At 65.6% G+C, this 15,280-nt stretch carries 14 protein-coding genes; 5 read left to right on the forward strand and 9 right to left on the reverse strand.

Features of this window, described 5'->3' with window-relative positions; all coding sequences use genetic code 11:
- Positions 1–124 precede the first annotated feature (124 nt).
- From EN846_RS02810 to puuE, 7 genes are all read right to left on the reverse strand, one after another.
- Positions 125–2,110, reverse strand: a complete 1,986-nt coding sequence (locus EN846_RS02810) for a CocE/NonD family hydrolase (RefSeq protein WP_128346219.1) — start codon at positions 2,108–2,110, stop codon at positions 125–127.
- Positions 2,111–2,189: 79 nt separating this feature from the next.
- Positions 2,190–2,600, reverse strand: a complete 411-nt coding sequence (locus tag EN846_RS02815; protein WP_245493328.1) for a type II toxin-antitoxin system MqsA family antitoxin — start codon at positions 2,598–2,600, stop codon at positions 2,190–2,192.
- 2 nt (positions 2,601–2,602) lie between these two features.
- Positions 2,603–2,908: a type II toxin-antitoxin system MqsR family toxin gene (locus tag EN846_RS02820; protein ID WP_127393540.1), complete on the reverse strand. Its 306-nt coding sequence runs from the start codon at positions 2,906–2,908 to the stop codon at positions 2,603–2,605.
- A 62-nt stretch (positions 2,909–2,970) separates the two neighbouring features.
- Positions 2,971–3,564, reverse strand: a complete 594-nt coding sequence (locus EN846_RS02825) for a nucleoside deaminase (protein WP_127393539.1) — start codon at positions 3,562–3,564, stop codon at positions 2,971–2,973.
- Positions 3,565–3,580: 16 nt separating this feature from the next.
- A complete protein-coding gene (locus EN846_RS02830) occupies positions 3,581–4,072 on the reverse strand; it encodes an ureidoglycolate lyase (RefSeq protein ID WP_127285653.1) in 492 nt (163 codons plus the stop codon).
- Positions 4,069–4,932 carry a bifunctional allantoicase/(S)-ureidoglycine aminohydrolase gene (locus tag EN846_RS02835; protein ID WP_127311419.1) on the reverse strand — a complete coding sequence of 288 codons (864 nt, stop codon included), beginning with the start codon at positions 4,930–4,932 and terminating at the stop codon, positions 4,069–4,071. The genes EN846_RS02830 and EN846_RS02835 overlap by 4 nt, the downstream gene beginning before the upstream one ends.
- A gap of 68 nt (positions 4,933–5,000) precedes the next feature.
- Complete coding sequence (puuE, locus tag EN846_RS02840) at positions 5,001–6,425, reverse strand: allantoinase PuuE (protein ID WP_127311420.1); 1,425 nt, start codon at positions 6,423–6,425, stop codon at positions 5,001–5,003.
- A gap of 175 nt (positions 6,426–6,600) precedes the next feature.
- Here puuE and uraH point away from each other — a divergent pair, with 175 nt between their 5' ends.
- The 5 genes from uraH to EN846_RS02865 all read left to right on the forward strand — a co-directional run bounded on the left by uraH (position 6,601) and on the right by EN846_RS02865 (position 13,057).
- Positions 6,601–6,975: a hydroxyisourate hydrolase gene (uraH, locus tag EN846_RS02845; RefSeq protein ID WP_127285650.1), complete on the forward strand. Its 375-nt coding sequence runs from the start codon at positions 6,601–6,603 to the stop codon at positions 6,973–6,975.
- Between the two features lie 3 nt (positions 6,976–6,978).
- Positions 6,979–8,460, forward strand: coding sequence for a xanthine dehydrogenase small subunit (xdhA, locus tag EN846_RS02850; protein ID WP_127311421.1), 1,482 nt, complete (start codon positions 6,979–6,981; stop codon positions 8,458–8,460).
- 190 nt (positions 8,461–8,650) lie between these two features.
- Positions 8,651–10,993, forward strand: coding sequence for a xanthine dehydrogenase molybdopterin binding subunit (gene xdhB / locus EN846_RS02855; protein WP_127391960.1), 2,343 nt, complete (start codon positions 8,651–8,653; stop codon positions 10,991–10,993).
- A 62-nt stretch (positions 10,994–11,055) separates the two neighbouring features.
- Positions 11,056–12,084, forward strand: coding sequence for a xanthine dehydrogenase accessory protein XdhC (xdhC, locus tag EN846_RS02860; RefSeq protein WP_127391961.1), 1,029 nt, complete (start codon positions 11,056–11,058; stop codon positions 12,082–12,084).
- 136 nt (positions 12,085–12,220) lie between these two features.
- A complete protein-coding gene (locus EN846_RS02865; protein ID WP_127311801.1) occupies positions 12,221–13,057 on the forward strand; it encodes a PhzF family phenazine biosynthesis protein in 837 nt (278 codons plus the stop codon).
- On the opposite strand, the gene EN846_RS02870 is transcribed toward EN846_RS02865, so the two are convergent.
- Complete coding sequence (locus tag EN846_RS02870; protein WP_127391962.1) at positions 13,054–14,322, reverse strand: LLM class flavin-dependent oxidoreductase; 1,269 nt, start codon at positions 14,320–14,322, stop codon at positions 13,054–13,056. The two genes, EN846_RS02865 and EN846_RS02870, sit on opposite strands and share 4 nt — an antisense overlap.
- A complete protein-coding gene (locus EN846_RS02875; RefSeq protein ID WP_127311315.1) occupies positions 14,319–15,275 on the reverse strand; it encodes an LLM class flavin-dependent oxidoreductase in 957 nt (318 codons plus the stop codon). Before EN846_RS02875 ends, EN846_RS02870 begins: the two co-directional genes overlap by 4 nt.
- Positions 15,276–15,280 lie beyond the last annotated feature (5 nt).

Here is a 15,280-nt window from a genome sequence, read left to right on the forward strand (position 1 = left end):
GACCTTGCGGCCGTTTCTTGTTTCTTGTGAGGATAATGAGCGCAACGGAAAGCTGTAAGCAAGACCGAATGCGACATGCCGTGGCGTAAATGGCGCGTCGCAATTGGACCAATCCTGCCAGCTCTCAGACGAGAGCGCGTGGAATCTTCTGTTCGAAGTCGCGTTCGAAGACGCGGTTTTCGCCCTCATAGGCCTCGATTCTGGCGCTCAGCACGAAGTTTTGCGGGTCGGAATGGATCGCCGCGAAGGTCTCGGTGCGCACCGACCATCCATTTCGCGACAAAGTCTGTGTCCAGTGGGTTTTTCCTGAGGCTGACGACGGATCGTCGGGATGGATCGCCCAGACCTCCCTGACGATGCTGCCATTGGCGAGACCATGCGCGAGGTCGCGCACAGCGCCGAAATCATCGGTGATGGAAAGCGTGACGATGCCGGTCTTCTCGTCGCGGTCGACATGGCGCTCGGAACTGGCGGGGCGGATCGTCTCGGTCTGCCAGGGCGTGGCGCCCTCGGGGGCGGGGAACGAAACTTCGTCGCCTGTCGCCAGCGGCCGGACCGGCAGGTTGAGCGTGGCCTTCGACAGGTCGAGGCGGACCGGCTCCGGCGAGGGCCAGATCATCGGCCAGTAGGCGTTTGAAACGGCAATGCGCAGCCGGTGGCCGGCCGGCACGCGGTAGGAGCACTGGTCGAGCACGACACGGGCCGAGACACTCTCGCCCGGCAGCAGCGCCTCGGGGAATTCATGCGAATTGCGGTGCGTCAGGTTGAGCACGCCGTAGGAGATCAGTTCCGAGGCGCCGTCGGGATGGACGTCACAGAGCCTGACAGCGATGTTGGCCTGGGGCCGGTCGGAGGCGACCCTGACCAGGAGCTCCGGCGCACCGACAATGTCAATCGCCCGATCAAGCACCGGCCGGTCGAAACACACCGACAGGGCATCGTCGGGGCGCTGGTCGCCCGGCAGTTCCGGCCCGAAGGTGAAGGGGAAATATTCGCCGCCGGCAAGGCCGCAGCTTTGCGGCGTGGCGACGATGGCAGGCTTGGCGCCTTCCGGAATCAGCTCGATCGCTTCTACCTTGACGTTGGACGACGGCCATTCCTGCTCGGCCACCCAGCGGCCTGGCCGCTCCGGGTGCCAGCGTGCCGGCCGCACGCTGTCCATCACATAGGCGCGGTAGTCGGGATCGGCCTCGACGCCGGTCTCGGCCCCCTTCAGCCAGCGGTCCCACCAGCGCAGGGCCTCCTGGAGGAAGCCGATTGCCGGCCTGGGTCCGGCGTAGTGTGGGTATTTGTGGATCCACGGGCCGACGATGCCCTTGACCGGCGCCTCGATGTTGGTGACCAGGTGCGAGATGGTGTTGCGGTAGCCGTCATGCCAGCCGCCGATCGACAGCACCGCCGCCTTGACGGCGGAGAAATCCTCGCAGATCGAGCCGCGCTTCCAATAGGCGTCGCGATGCTGATGGCTGAGCCAGAGCGGCGCCAGGAAGGACTGGTTCTCCAGCCGGTCGAGCCACAAATCGCGCCAGCGGTTGCCGCCGGCGATCAGTGGATCCGGCGGCCGCGACGAGTAAGAGAGCATGGTCGAGGCCCAGCCGAAATTCTCGATCAGCAGGCAGCCGCCCTTGTAATGGATGTCGTCGGCATAGCGGTCGACGGTCGAGCACAGGCTGATTACCGCCTTCAGGGCCGGCGGCTGTTTGGCCGCGACCTGCAGGCAGTTGAAGCCGCCCCAGGAAATGCCCATCATGCCGACATTGCCGTTGCACCAGGGCTGGGCCGCCGCCCAGGCGATGACGTCGCAGGCATCCTGCAGTTCCTGCTCGGAATATTCGTCGTCCATCAGCCCTTCGGAATCGCCATTGCCGCGCATGTCGACACGGATCGAGGCGTAGCCGTGGCCGGCGAAATAGGGATGCGTCAGCTGATCGCGGAAGATGGTGCCGTCACGCTTGCGGTAGGGGAGATGCTCGAGGATCGCCGGCACCGGATCGTCGGCGGCGTCCTCCGGCATCCAGATGCGCGCCGACAGCCGGCAGCCATCCGGCATGACGATGCCCATGTCGGGAAATTCGACGACCCTGCGGGGAAATTCGGTGACGGTTTTCATGGCGGGCATAACGCTCCGCAGCGTGGCGACTTTCAATCGCCATTCGCGACTGGAGCATCAAAAAATGCGACCTGGGCCGCTAACGCAATTCATCCAGAAGTTCGGGATGCTTTTCGAGAAGCGTCATCAGTTGGATGGTCGGGCCGCTGGGCTCGATCAAGCCCCGCTCATATTTGTCGAAGGCGTTCTCGCCGACTCTGAACAGAGAGCCAGCCTCGCGTTGTGAAAGCTTGAGCCTCGTTCGCATGCGCCGAATAGTTGCCGGCGCTGGCACACCGTCAACCTTCTCCTTGAGTACGCGGAGGGCGGCATCAACGGCCGCCATATCGTCCCCGACATGCACGCCTTCGCCTTCGGATGCAGGATAGTAACCCGGCAGGTCGACCACCATGCTCTCGCCTTTGTAGGCCACATTGAATGGGCGCACGCCGCGGGTAAGTGTCTCTCCGGTTTCGGGAGAGATCATGGTTGCAGTTGTTTCCTTCGCCATGGTCATTTCTCCTTGAACGCCATGACCGTGAATTCGGTCACGACATCCGCCTGGAATTTCACGTAGAGAAGCACGTCGCGCGCCGGCACATGATAGACATCCTGCCAGACCCGGTGATCCGCGAAGGTCGTCATCGATTTCACGAACATCTTCCGCGTCATGCTGCCAACCACCTCAACAATTCCGGCGCGATCGAACCCGAGGCCAACAGCACCCCTTAGTGCGGATGTTGTGATTGCCAGAGTATCGACAGACCGAAACGTCGCCTTGATCGCATCAAGATCGTATGTCGGCCTGCGTTTCTCCATAGCCTACTATGCCACCATAAAGGTGGCAACTCAAGAGGCTGGCGGATTTGAGCGGAAAGAGATCAGTTCAGCGGAATGTCGTTGTCGGCCTTGCTTTCCTGATAGGCGCCGGACAGTTCGTCGTAGCGCGCGGAAATCTTGCCGATACGCGCTTCCAGCCGGCTGCGCTCAGCTTCCGGCAGCGCCCGCGCCAGCCTGCGGATGGAAAAGCTCTTCCAGTAGGCGTTCTCGGCATTGTAGCTGCCTGGGTCGAGGGTGAAGACCTCCTTCAGGATCTTCAGGTCATGCGGGATGGCGAAGCTGTCGCGCGAATCCTCATGGCTGAAGAGGTAGTAGAAATTATCGAAGCCGGTCCAGGTGATGGCCGACAGGCAGAGCGAGCAGGGCTCGTGCGTGGCGAGAAAGATCGCGTCGCCGGTTTCGACGCGCTCGGCCTTCGGCATTTCGTAGAAGCGCTTCAGGCAATGCACTTCGCCGTGCCAGAGCGGGTTTTCGATCTCGTTGTTGGTCTCGGCAAGCACCAGCGAGCGGTCGTCCTTCCTCAGGATCGCGGCGCCGAACAGCTTATTGCCATGGGCGACGCCCGCGGCCGTCTTCGGCACGATGTCGTGCTCGATGACGTCGAGCAGGCGGTCGATCAGCGAAATGTCGGTCATGATGGGGTCTCGGTACTCAGGGAAGGTGAATCTCGTAGGGGTGCGAGAAATGGCACTCTTCGAGGTTGGAGCCGTCGCCGCCGCGGTCGACGATCAGGAAGTCCTGCGCCTCGCCGATCGGCGTCAGCACGCCGTGCCAGAGGTTGCGGCGGTAGTTGATGCCCTGGCCGGGCGCGGTGATGAAGGCATGCGGCTCGCCGGGGCCGTCCTTGCCGTCATGGCAGACGACGACCAGGAAAGGGCGCGGCGACAGCGGGATGAAGGCCTGGCTGCCGAAAGGATGGCGCTCGACCATGGTCAGCTTGAGCGGCATCTCATAGGGCGTGCCGCGCACCATCGAGATCAGCACCCTGGCGTTCGGCCCGGCGGCTTCGGCGGTGGCGAGGTCGTGGTAGCGCTCGGCCTTGCCGGCATTGATCGGGTAGTGATTGTCGCCGCCCATGTCGATGACGTCGCCGAACGGGGCGAAGTTCTCGCGCGTCAGCGGCCGGGCGACGATGCGGGTCACCGCGCGCGGCCTCCGAGGCCGGCGCCGCCGAGCTTGGCGTGACGGTTGACGTCCTTGTAGAGCAGATAGCGGAATTTTCCCGGGCCGCCGGCATAGCAGGCCTGCGGGCAGAAGGCGCGCAGCCACATATAGTCGCCGGCCTCGACCTCCACCCAGTCCTGGTTGAGCCGGTAGACGGCCTTGCCTTCCAGCACGTACAGGCCATGCTCCATGACATGGGTCTCGGCGAAGGGGATGACGGCGCCCGGCTCCAGCGTGACGATGGTGACATGCATGTCGTGGCGCAGGTCGGCGGGGTCGACGAAGCGGGTCGTCGCCCAGCGGCCTGCGGTGCCGGGCATCGGGCTCGGCGCGATGTCCTGCTCGTTGGCGAAGAAGGGCGGTGGCGTATCGAGCCCGTCCACCGGCTCATAGGCCTTGCGCACCCAGTGGAAGCGAACGGCGGCCTTGCTTTCGTTGCGCACCGTCCAGCCGCTCGCCGGCGGCAGGAAGGCGAAGCCGCCGGGGCGAAGCACGTGCTTCTTGCCGGCGAGCGAAACGCTGAGCTCGCCCTCGACCACGAACAGCACGCCCTCGGCGCCGGCATCCGGCTCCGGCCGCTCGCTGCCGCCGCCGGGCTCGACCTCGACGATGTATTGCGAGAAGGTCTCGGCAAAGCCCGACAGCGGCCGCGCGATGATCCAGACCCTAGTCTTGTCCCAGAAAGGCAAGGCGCTGGTGACGATGTCCTGCATCACCCCCTTGGGGATGACGGCATAGGCCTCGGTAAAGACGGCGCGACCGGTCAGCAGCTCGCTTTGGCCGGGATGGCCGCCATGCGGTGCGTAGTAGGTGCGCTCGGGCGTCTTGATCATGTCCATAGTCCTGATCCTCAGAGCAAATCCAGTGTGTGACGGTGTTTCGTCCGGAGTTGCGTAAAACCAAACATTTAGAGCGGCAGCATGTCTTTCAGCCGAAGCAGCGCGATGCGCTCGACCTGTTTGCAGGCGGTTTCGAACTCGGTGGCGCGGCTGTTGCCGATGCGCCGCTCGAACTCCGCCAGGATATGGTCCTTGCTCTTGCCCTTGACGGCGATGATGAAGGGGAAGCCGAAAGTGGTGACGTAGGCGGCGTTGAGCTTGGAGAACAGCTCGCGTTCCTTGTCGGTCAGCGCGTCGAGCCCGGCGGAGGCCTGCTCCCTGGCCGATTCCGCCGTCAGCCGCCTGGCCTTCGCCAGCTTGCCGGCAAGGTCGGGATGGGCGTTGAGCACGGACAGCCGCTCGGCCTCGGTTGCGGCGCGGAAGACGCGGCAGAGCGCGTTGTGCACGCCGCCGGCGCTGTCATGCGCCGGGCCGAGTTCCAGCTCGTAGGCGCGCTCTGCGATCCAGGGCGAATGCTCGAAGACGCTGCCGAAGGCATGGACGAAGGCCTCGAACTCCATCCGCGACGGACGCAGCGCCGGCGCCTGGTAAGGATGCGTCTCGCGCCAGTGGCTGGCGATATCGATGCGCCGCGCCAGCCAGACCCGGTCATGCGATTTGACATAATCGACGAAGCGCTTCAGCGCCGCCACGCGGCCCGGACGACCGACCAGCCGGCAATGCAGGCCGATATTCATCATGCGCGGCCGCCCGTCCCTGCCCTCGGCATAGAGCGTGTCGAAACTGTCCTTCAGATAGGCGAAGAACTGGTCGCCGGAATTGAAGCCTTGCGGCGTAGCGAAGCGCATGTCGTTGGCGTCGAGCGTATAGGGGATGACGAGCTGCGGCTTCTCCAGGCCGCCGCGGTCGAACCAGTAGGGCAATTCGTCGTCATAGGTATCGGAGACGTAGTCGAAACCGCCCTCCTCGGCGACCAGCCGCAGCGTGTTGACCGAGGTGCGGCCGGTGTACCAGCCGGTCGGCCGGGCGCCGGTCACCTCGTAATGCAGCCGGATCGCCTCTTCGAGGTCGCGCTTCTCGTCTTCGGGCGAATGATCGCGGTAGTCGATCCATTTCAGCCCGTGCGAGGCGATCTCCCAGCCGGCCTGCTGCATGGCCGCCACCTGGTCGGGCGAGCGCGCGAGCGCAGTGGCGACGCCGTAGCAGGTCACCGGCACTTGCGCTTCGGTGAACAGCCGGTGGAGCCTCCAGAAGCCGGCGCGGGCGCCATATTCGTAGATCGATTCCATGTTCCAGTGGCGCTGGCCGAGCCAGGGCGCGGCGCCGACGATCTCCGACAGGAAGGCTTCCGAAGCCTTGTCGCCGTGCAGCACGCAGTTCTCGCCGCCCTCTTCGTAATTGACGACGAACTGCACCGCCACATGTGCGCCGCCGGGCCATTTCGGATCGGGCGGATTGGCCCCATAGCCGCGCATGTCCCGTTCGTAACGCATTGTCACTCCTGCCGGATCGTTGAGGTGAAGATATCGAAAGGAGTGCTCGTGCATTCCCCCGAAAATTTTTGAAAGTGCTTTTTGTCACGCTCCGCTCGACCGGGACTTATGCATCGCCTTTAATGGGCGCACAATTGACCAGAAACGTTCGACAGTACGGGGATGGGAGACGGCAGTGGCAGAAACGTCGAAAGCCGATGGCGGGCGCCTGACGACCCATGTGCTCGACACCGCGACCGGCAGGCCGGCCAAGGGCCTGTCGATCGAGCTGTTCCGCATCGAGCGGCAGACGCGGGCGCATCTGAAAACGGTGGTCACCAACGACGATGGCCGCTGTGATGCGCCGCTGCTTGCCGGCGCCGATTTCCGCACCGGCGAATACGAACTGGTGTTCGCCGCCGGCGACTATCTGCGCCGGCAAGGGACCAGCCTGCCGGAGCCGGCCTTCCTCGACATCGTGCCGATCCGCTTCGGCATGGCGGAAGCGCGCCACTACCATGTGCCGCTGCTGATCTCGCCCTATGGCTATTCGACCTATCGGGGAAGTTGAGAGATGGCCAAGGTCAAGACCCGCAACGAAATCCGCTTCATCCTCAACGGCGAGGACATCGCGCTGGCCGATGTCGCGCCCGATGCGACCCTGCTCGACTGGCTGCGGCTCGACCGGACGCTGCGCGGCACCAAGGAAGGCTGCGCCGAGGGCGACTGCGGCGCCTGCACGGTGCTGGTCGGCAGGCTTTCCGCCGGCCGGCTGGTCTATGAAAGCGTCAACGCCTGCATCCGCTTCCTCGGCTCGCTCGACGCCACTCACGTCGTCACCGTCGAGCATCTGCGCGGCACCGGCGAAAACCTGCATCCGGTGCAGCGAGCGATGGTCGATTTCCACGGCTCGCAATGCGGCTTCTGCACGCCGGGCTTCGTGATGTCGCTCTACGCGCTGTGGATGCGCTCGCCCGACCCGTCGGACGCGGCGATCGAGAAGGCGCTGCAGGGCAATCTCTGCCGCTGCACCGGCTATGAGGCGATCATGCGCGCGGCGCGGGCCATTTCCCGCTACGGCAAGGCGGCGAAAGACCCGCTGGCGGCCGAGCGCAAGTCGATCACCGCAAGGCTTGCGGCGCTGAAGGACGGCGCGCGGGTGGAGATCGGCGCGGGCAAGGCGCGGCTGATCGTGCCCGCCGACGCCGACGATCTGGCCAAGCTGCTCGACAAGGAGCCGGGCGCGACGCTGGTTGCCGGTTCCACCGATGTCGGGCTTTGGGTGACCAAGCATATGCGCGACATCGGGCCGGCGGTCTTCATCGGCAATCTCGACGGGCTGTGCACGATATCCGAGGACAAGGGCGTGATCTCGATCGGCGCCGGCATCACCTACAGTGAAGCCTTCGCGACGCTGTCGAAGCGCCTTCCGGCGCTCGGGCCGCTGTTCGACCGCATCGGCGGCGAGCAGGTGCGCAACATGGGCACGATCGGCGGCAACATCGCCAATGGCTCGCCGATCGGCGACACGCCGCCGCCGCTGATCGCGCTCGGCGCGCGGCTGACGCTGCGCCGCGGCGGCAAGCGGCGCACGATCCCGCTCGAAGATTTCTTCGTCGCCTATGGCAAGCAGGACCGGCGGCCGGGCGAGTTCGTCGAGGCCGTGCATGTGCCGGTGCCGGCCAAGGCGGCAAAGTTCGCCGTCTACAAGATCACCAAGCGCCGCGACGAGGACATCACCGCCGCCCTCGGCGCCTTCCACCTCACCCTTGCCAGGAACGGCACCGTCGCCGATATCCGCATCGCCTATGGCGGCATGGCGGCGACGCCGAAGCGGGCTTTCGCGGTGGAGAAGGCGCTGCTCGGCAAGCCGTGGACAGAGGAAACCGTGGAGGCCGCGATGGCCGAGTACGCCAGCGATTTCACGCCGCTCACCGATATGCGGGCAAGCGCCGAATATCGGGCGCTGGCGGGGAAGAACCTTCTGCTGCGCTTCTACATCGAAACAATGGGAACGAAGGCGCCGTTCCAAGTGTCACGTGACGAGGCGGCCTGATGCAAGCCAACGCGAGCGGACGGACAGCGTCCTTCTCCCCGTTCACGGGGAGAAGATGCCGGCAGGCAGATGAGGGGCGGCGCTACCGTCGGCCACTTTTCGCAAAATCATTAATGTCGGCGCTGCCCCTCATCCGGCCCTTCGGGCCACCTTCTCCCCGTGAACGGGGAGAAGGCAAAGGAGGCGCCCAATGACCAAGCACGTTCCCAACCTGAAGGCGCAGAAGATCCAGGGCGGCGTCGCCAGCGACCAGCGCCACGATTCCGCGCACAAACATGTCAGCGGCACGGCGGTCTATATCGACGACATGCCGGAGCCGGCGGGCACGCTGCATGGCTGCCTCGGCCTTTCGGCAGCAACGCATGCCACCATCACCCGGATGGACCTGTCGGCGGTGCGCGCGGCGCCGGGCGTCGTCGACGTGCTGACGGCAAAGGACGTGCCCGGCGAGAACGACATCTCGCCGACCGGCCGCCATGACGAGCCGGTGCTCGCCGACGGCAAGGTCGAGTTCTACGGCCAGCCGATCTTCTGCGTCATCGCCGAGACGCGCGAACAGGCGCGCCGCGCCACCCGGCTGGCCAAGGTCGAATACAAGCAATTGCCCTTCGTCACCGACATCGGCGAGCTAAACCCAAGGAAAGACAAGCTGGTCACGCCGCCGCTGACGCTGAAGCGCGGCGACGCGGAGGCGGCGATCAAGGCAGCGCCGCGCAAGCTCAAGGGAAAAATGCGCGTCGGCGGCCAGGAGCATTTCTACCTGGAAGGCCATATCGCCATGGCCGTCCCCGGCGAGGACGAGGATGTCACCATCTATTCCTCTACCCAGCATCCGAGCGAAGTCCAGCATATGGTCAGCCACGCGCTGGGGGTGCCGAGCAACGCCATCACGGTGGAGATTCGCCGCATGGGCGGTGGCTTCGGCGGCAAGGAGACGCAAGGCAACCAATTTGCCGCGCTGGCGGCGATCGCAGCGAAACGGCACCACCGCGCGGTGAAAATCCGGCCCGACCGCGACGACGACATGACCGCCACCGGCAAGCGCCACGACTTCGTCGTCGATTACGAGGTCGGCTTCGACGACGACGGCAACATACTCGGCGTCGACTTCATGTTCGCGGCGCGCTGCGGCTTCTCCTCGGACCTGTCGGGCCCGGTGACCGACCGCGCGCTGTTCCATTGCGACAACACCTATTTCTGGCCAGCGGTGCATGCGCAGTCGGCGCCGCTCTACACCAACACGGTGTCGAACACCGCCTTCCGCGGTTTCGGCGGGCCGCAGGGCATGGTCGGCGCCGAGCGCGTCATCGACGAGGTCGCCTTTGCCGTCGGCAAGGATCCGCTCGAGATCCGCAAGAAGAATTTCTACGGCACCAGCGACCGCAACGTCACGCCCTACCATCAGACGGTCGAGGACAACATCATCCACCGCATCATTGCCGAGCTGGAGGCGAGCTCGAACTATGAGCGGCGCCGGCGTGAAATCAGGGCCTTCAACGCCAACAGCCGCTTCATCAAGCGCGGCCTGGCGCTGACACCGGTGAAGTTCGGCATCTCGTTCACTGCCACGCATTACAACCAGGCCGGCGCGCTGGTGCACGTCTATACCGACGGCTCGGTGCATCTGAACCATGGCGGCACCGAGATGGGGCAAGGCCTCTATCTCAAGGTCGCGCAAGTGGTGGCGGAAGAGTTCCAGATCGACCTCGACCAGGTCAAGATCACCGCCACGACAACCGGCAAGGTGCCGAACACGTCGGCCACCGCGGCGTCGTCCGGCTCCGACCTCAACGGCATGGCGGCGCAGAACGGCGCCCGCCAGATCAAGGACCGGCTGACCAATTTCGCGGCCGAGAAATACCAGGTGCCGCGCGACCAGGTGCTGTTCCTGCCCAACCGGGTTCGCATCGGCAACCAGGAGATCGCCTTCGCCGACCTCGTCAAGCAGGCCTATATGGCGCGCATCCAGCTCTCGGCAGCCGGCTTCTACAAAACACCGAAGATCCACTGGAACCGCGACAAGGGCGAGGGTCGCCCCTTCTACTACTTCGCCTATGGCGCATCGTGCTCGGAAGTGTCGGTCGACACGCTGACCGGCGAATACGTGGTCGAGCGCACCGACATACTGCACGAGACCGGCCGCTCGCTGAACCGTGCCATCGACCTCGGCCAGATCGAGGGCGGCTTCATCCAGGGCATGGGCTGGCTGACCACCGAGGAACTGTGGTGGGACGAGAAGGGCCGGCTGCGCACGCACGCGCCGTCGACCTACAAGATCCCGCTGGCGTCGGACCGGCCGAAGATCTTCAACGTCACGCTGGCCGACTGGCCGGAGGCGCATGAGCCGACCGTGCACCGCTCCAAGGCGGTCGGCGAGCCGCCCTTCCCGCTCGGCATGTCGGTGCTGCACGCGCTGTCGGACGCGGTGGCGAGCGTCGCCGACCACAGGATCTGCCCGCGCCTCGACGCGCCGGCGACGCCAGAGCGGGTGCTGATGGCGATCGAACGGCTGAGAGCCGCAAGACCGGCTTGAACTGGGCCAAAGGTGCAATTCGGGCCGAAAAACTCTATATTTCCGTATCGGGAATGCAGACGATGAACTCGAAGGTGCAAAGCCTGAAGGATTTTCTCGGCCAAACGGGCCGGGCCGCGCTGGTCGAGGTCGCGGCAACCAAGGGCTCGACCCCGCGCGAGACCGGCGCCTTCATGCTGGTCTCGGCCTCGGCGATTTACGGCACGATCGGCGGCGGCCAGCTCGAATATATGGCGATCGACAAGGCGCGGCAGATGCTGGGCTCTTTACGCCCTGCACCTCTCGGGGAATTTGCCGACGTCGCCGCCGCCCCTCATCCGCCTGCCGGCACCTTCTCCCCGTATAGTGACGGGGAGAAGGGAGATAGTCGCAACGCTGGCGACCCCCTCTCCCCGTCCTTACGGGGAGAGGGTAAGGGTGAGGGGCTGCGCGACGCCGGCAAGATGTTCGCCACGCTCGACGTTCCGCTCGGGCCTGAAATCGGCCAGTGCTGCGGCGGACGCGTCGAGGTGCTGATCCGCCCGGTCGATGCGGCACTCGAACAAGAGCTGATCGCCAAAGCCGAGGTCGAGGAGGCGCATCTGCCTCACGTCTATCTCTTCGGCGGCGGCCATGTCGGCCAGGCGCTGGCGTCGGCGCTGGCGCTGCTGCCCATCCATGCCGTCGTCGTCGAGACGCGCGCCGAAGCGCTCGAAGGGATGCCGGAAACGGTCGAAACCAGACTGACGCCGATGCCCGAGGCCGTGGTGCGCGATGCGCCGGCGGGAGCCGCCTTCGCCATCCTCACCCACGACCATGCGCTCGATTTCCTGATCGTCGCCGAAGCGTTGAAGCGGGGCGACGCCGCCTATGTCGGCATGATCGGCTCGAAGACCAAGAAGGCGACCTTCAAGAACTGGTTCCTCAAATCGGCGGATGGCAGCGAGGCGGAGTTCAACCGCCTGGTCTCGCCGATCGGCGGCAATGCGGTGAAGGACAAGCGCCCGCCGGTCATCGCGGCGCTCGCCGCCGCGGAGATCATGACGGCGCTGGTCTCGCATGCCACTGAGGCGACTGCCTCAAGCACGCCCGAGAAGGCGATGGCCGACTGAGCCCAGTCGCCGGGGCGCCGGCGGCGACGCTGCTGGGATATGACCAGCGCTCACAGCTGCTCGTCGCTTTCTTCATTTCCCAAATCTTTCGGGAAAGTGTTTTCTGCGCGCCTCACAAGCACGAGGCGGACCCCTGATGGACGTATTGAGAATTGCGGCGTTTTCGGATGGCGACAACGGCGGCAACCCGGCCGGCGTGGTGATCGGCACGGTCTTGGACGATGCCATCGAAATGCAGCGCGTCGCGGCCGAAGTCGGGTTTTCGGAAACCGCCTTTGCGGCGCCGGAAGGCGATGGCTGGCGGGTCCGCTATTTCTCTCCGGAAAGCGAAGTGCCGTTCTGCGGCCATGCCACGATCGCGCTTGGAGCTGCGCTGGTGCGGCAGTTCGGCGACGGGATTTTTGCGCTCACCCTCAATCAGGCAACGATCACCGTCGAAGGGTTTCGCGACGGCGCCAACATCGTCGCGGCGCTGCAGTCGCCGCCGACGCGCAGCCGGCCGGCCCCACCAGAGCTCCTCGCGGAGACGCTGGCGCTGTTCGGCTATCAGGCAAACGATCTCGATCCGGCCATTCCGCCGGCGCTGATCCATGGCGGTGCCGACCATCTCGCGCTGGCGCTGAAGTCGCGCGAGGCGCTGGCTGCAATGGCCTATGACCTGAAGCGCGGGCAGGCGCTGATGCGGCGCGAAGGGCTGGTGACGATCCTGCTCGCCTATGCCGAAGCGCCCGCCCTGTTCCACACGCGCAATCCGTTCGCGTCGGGCGGCGTCTACGAGGATCCGGCGACAGGAGCCTCGACCGCCGCCTTCGCCGGCTATCTGCGCGACCTCGGCTGGCCGCATGGCGGCGCGATCGACATCGTGCAGGGCGAGGACATGGGCATGCGCTCGCGGCTGCATGCCGACATCCCGCCCCAGCCAGGCAGCTCGATCAGGGTGTCAGGCACGGCCCGGATGATGGACGCCGGCTAAGCATCCGATGCCGGCCGCTTCAGGCCGAGATGTTCGCGCAGGGTGCGGCCTTCATAGTCGGTGCGGAACAGGCCGCGCCGCTGCAGTTCCGGCACGACGAGGGCACAGAAGGCGTCGAGCTCGCCGGGGAACCAGGACGGCATGACGTTGAAGCCGTCGGCGGCGCCGCCCTCGAAGCGCGCCTGCAATTCGTCGGCGATCTGCGCGGGCGTGCCGACGATCCGCCAATGCCCGCGCGCGCCGGCGAAATGGCGGGCAAGCTGACGGATGGACAGGCCGTCGCGGCGCGACTGCTCGACGACCAGCGCCTGCCGGCTCTTCATGCCTTCGCTCTCCGGCAGTTCGGGCAGCGGCCCGTCGATCGGATGGCGCCAGAGATCGGAGATGCTGAGATAGCTGGAGAGCAGCGCCACGCCGACCTCGTCGGGGATAAGCTCCTGCAATTCCTCATGCTTTTGCCGGGCCTCCGCCTCTGTGGCGGCGACGACCGGCGCGACGCCGGGCATGATCTTGACGTCTTCCGGCTCTCGCCCGTAGGCGGCGAGCCGTCGCTTGACGTCGTCGTAGAAGGCCTTCGCTTCTTCGAAGGTCTGCGCCGCGCTGAACACGACGTCGGCGGTCCTGGCGGCAAGGTCCTTGCCGTCCTCCGAGGCTCCAGCCTGCACCATGACCGGCGCGCCCTGCGGCGAGCGCGGCAGGTCGAGCGCGTCCCTGACCGAAAAGCTCTGGCCGTCATGGTTGAGGCCGCCATTGCCGTCGCCGCGCCAGAGGTCGGCGACCACCTGGGCGAATTCGCGCGCCCGCTCGTAACGGTCGGCATGCGGACGCAGGCCCGTCGAGCCGAAATTGGCGGCCTCGATGTGGCTGGCCGAGGTGACCAGGTTCCAGCCGGCGCGGCCGCCGCTCAGATGGTCGAGCGAGGCGAAGGTTCGCGCCAGCCCGTAGGGCTCGTTGTAGCTGGTCGAGGCCGTGGAGACGAGGCCGATGCGCTCGGTCTGCACGGCGATCGCCGAAAGCAGGCTGATCGGCTCGAAACCGATCGAGCGCGAGGTCTGGCTGGCGATCTGGACGTTGGCCTCGCGCAGGCCGGCAGCATCCTCGCAGAAGATCATGTCGAGCTTCGCCGCTTCGGCCGTGCGGGCGAGTTGTATGTAATGGTCGATGTCGATACCGGCCGTGACATGCGCATCGGGATGGCGCCAGGCGGCGATGTGGTGGCCTGTCGCCCACAGGAAGGCGCCGAGCTTCATCTGACGCGCGCTCATGGTTTGCCTCCCGCCTCAAGTCCGAGATGCTGGCGCAACGTCGCGCCCGCACGTGCGGATTGAGCCAGGCCGCGACGTTGCAGCTCCGGCAGCACACGATCGGCAAAGGCCTCAAGCGCAGGAGGATCCGCCGGCAAAGTAAAGTTGAGGCCGTCGCAGCCGTTCGGGCCGACTTCGGCCTTCAGTTCGGGATCCCCGGCGACAGTCATCAGAACCTTCATGGCATCCGGCTCGCGGCCGGCGGCAAGCGCGCGACCTCTCAGGTCGTCACAAGCAGCCCTTGTCGCTTCCGGCGATCCTTCGGCGATCAGGACGACGTCCGCGACGCGGACGGCGAAGTCGAGGTCGGCCTCGGACAGGCCGGACATGACCAGCACCGGCGCGTCCTGCGGCGAGCGCGCCACGTTGAGCGGCCCGCGCACCGAAAAGAACCCGCCCTTGTGGTCAAGCAGATGCATCTTCTGCGGGTCGTGGAAACGGCCGCCGGCCTTGTCGAACAAAAGCGCATCGGCGTCCCAGCCTCTCCACAGGCCTTGCACGATGCCGATGAATTCTTCGGCGCGGCGACGGAAATCATCGTCCGAAAAACCTTCAGGCCGGCTGAAATTGGCGGCCTGGCGGGGATCCTGGACCATCGTCGCGCTCCAGCCGGCGCGGCCGTGGCTGATGATGTCGAGCGAAGCGAAGCGCCGCGCCAGATTGTACGGCTGGTGCGCGAGCGTCGAGGCGCTGGCGACGAGGCCTATTTTATCGGTAACGGTCGCCAGAGCTGCCAATAGCGTCGTTGCCTCGAATGGGCTGGTCGATCGAGCGCCGCTGGGGGCGGCATCGGAGACGACGACCAGGTCGATCCCGGCCGCTTCCATTTTCCGCACGAAGCCGGCTATGCGGCGGAAGTCCAGGCCGGCCTGTCCGTCGGTGGCGGCAATGTCGAGCGAAATGGCGAGATGCATGACGC

This window comes from Mesorhizobium sp. M4B.F.Ca.ET.203.01.1.1 (genome assembly GCF_004791025.1).
GTDB lineage: Bacteria > Pseudomonadota > Alphaproteobacteria > Rhizobiales > Rhizobiaceae > Mesorhizobium > Mesorhizobium abyssinicae.

Coding starts and splice junctions, on each gene's coding strand:
- EN846_RS02810 (WP_128346219.1), bottom strand. CDS start 2,110: ATGAAAACCGTCACCGAATTTCCCCGCAGGGTCGTCGAATTTCCCGAC.
- EN846_RS02815 (WP_245493328.1), bottom strand. CDS start 2,600: ATGGCGAAGGAAACAACTGCAACCATGATCTCTCCCGAAACCGGAGAG.
- EN846_RS02820 (WP_127393540.1), bottom strand. CDS start 2,908: ATGGAGAAACGCAGGCCGACATACGATCTTGATGCGATCAAGGCGACG.
- EN846_RS02825 (WP_127393539.1), bottom strand. CDS start 3,564: ATGACCGACATTTCGCTGATCGACCGCCTGCTCGACGTCATCGAGCAC.
- EN846_RS02835 (WP_127311419.1), bottom strand. CDS start 4,932: ATGGACATGATCAAGACGCCCGAGCGCACCTACTACGCACCGCATGGC.
- puuE (WP_127311420.1), bottom strand. CDS start 6,425: ATGCGTTACGAACGGGACATGCGCGGCTATGGGGCCAATCCGCCCGAT.
- xdhA (WP_127311421.1), top strand. CDS start 6,979: ATGGCCAAGGTCAAGACCCGCAACGAAATCCGCTTCATCCTCAACGGC.
- xdhB (WP_127391960.1), top strand. CDS start 8,651: ATGACCAAGCACGTTCCCAACCTGAAGGCGCAGAAGATCCAGGGCGGC.
- xdhC (WP_127391961.1), top strand. CDS start 11,056: ATGAACTCGAAGGTGCAAAGCCTGAAGGATTTTCTCGGCCAAACGGGC.
- EN846_RS02865 (WP_127311801.1), top strand. CDS start 12,221: ATGGACGTATTGAGAATTGCGGCGTTTTCGGATGGCGACAACGGCGGC.
- EN846_RS02870 (WP_127391962.1), bottom strand. CDS start 14,322: ATGAGCGCGCGTCAGATGAAGCTCGGCGCCTTCCTGTGGGCGACAGGC.
- EN846_RS02875 (WP_127311315.1), bottom strand. CDS start 15,275: ATGCATCTCGCCATTTCGCTCGACATTGCCGCCACCGACGGACAGGCC.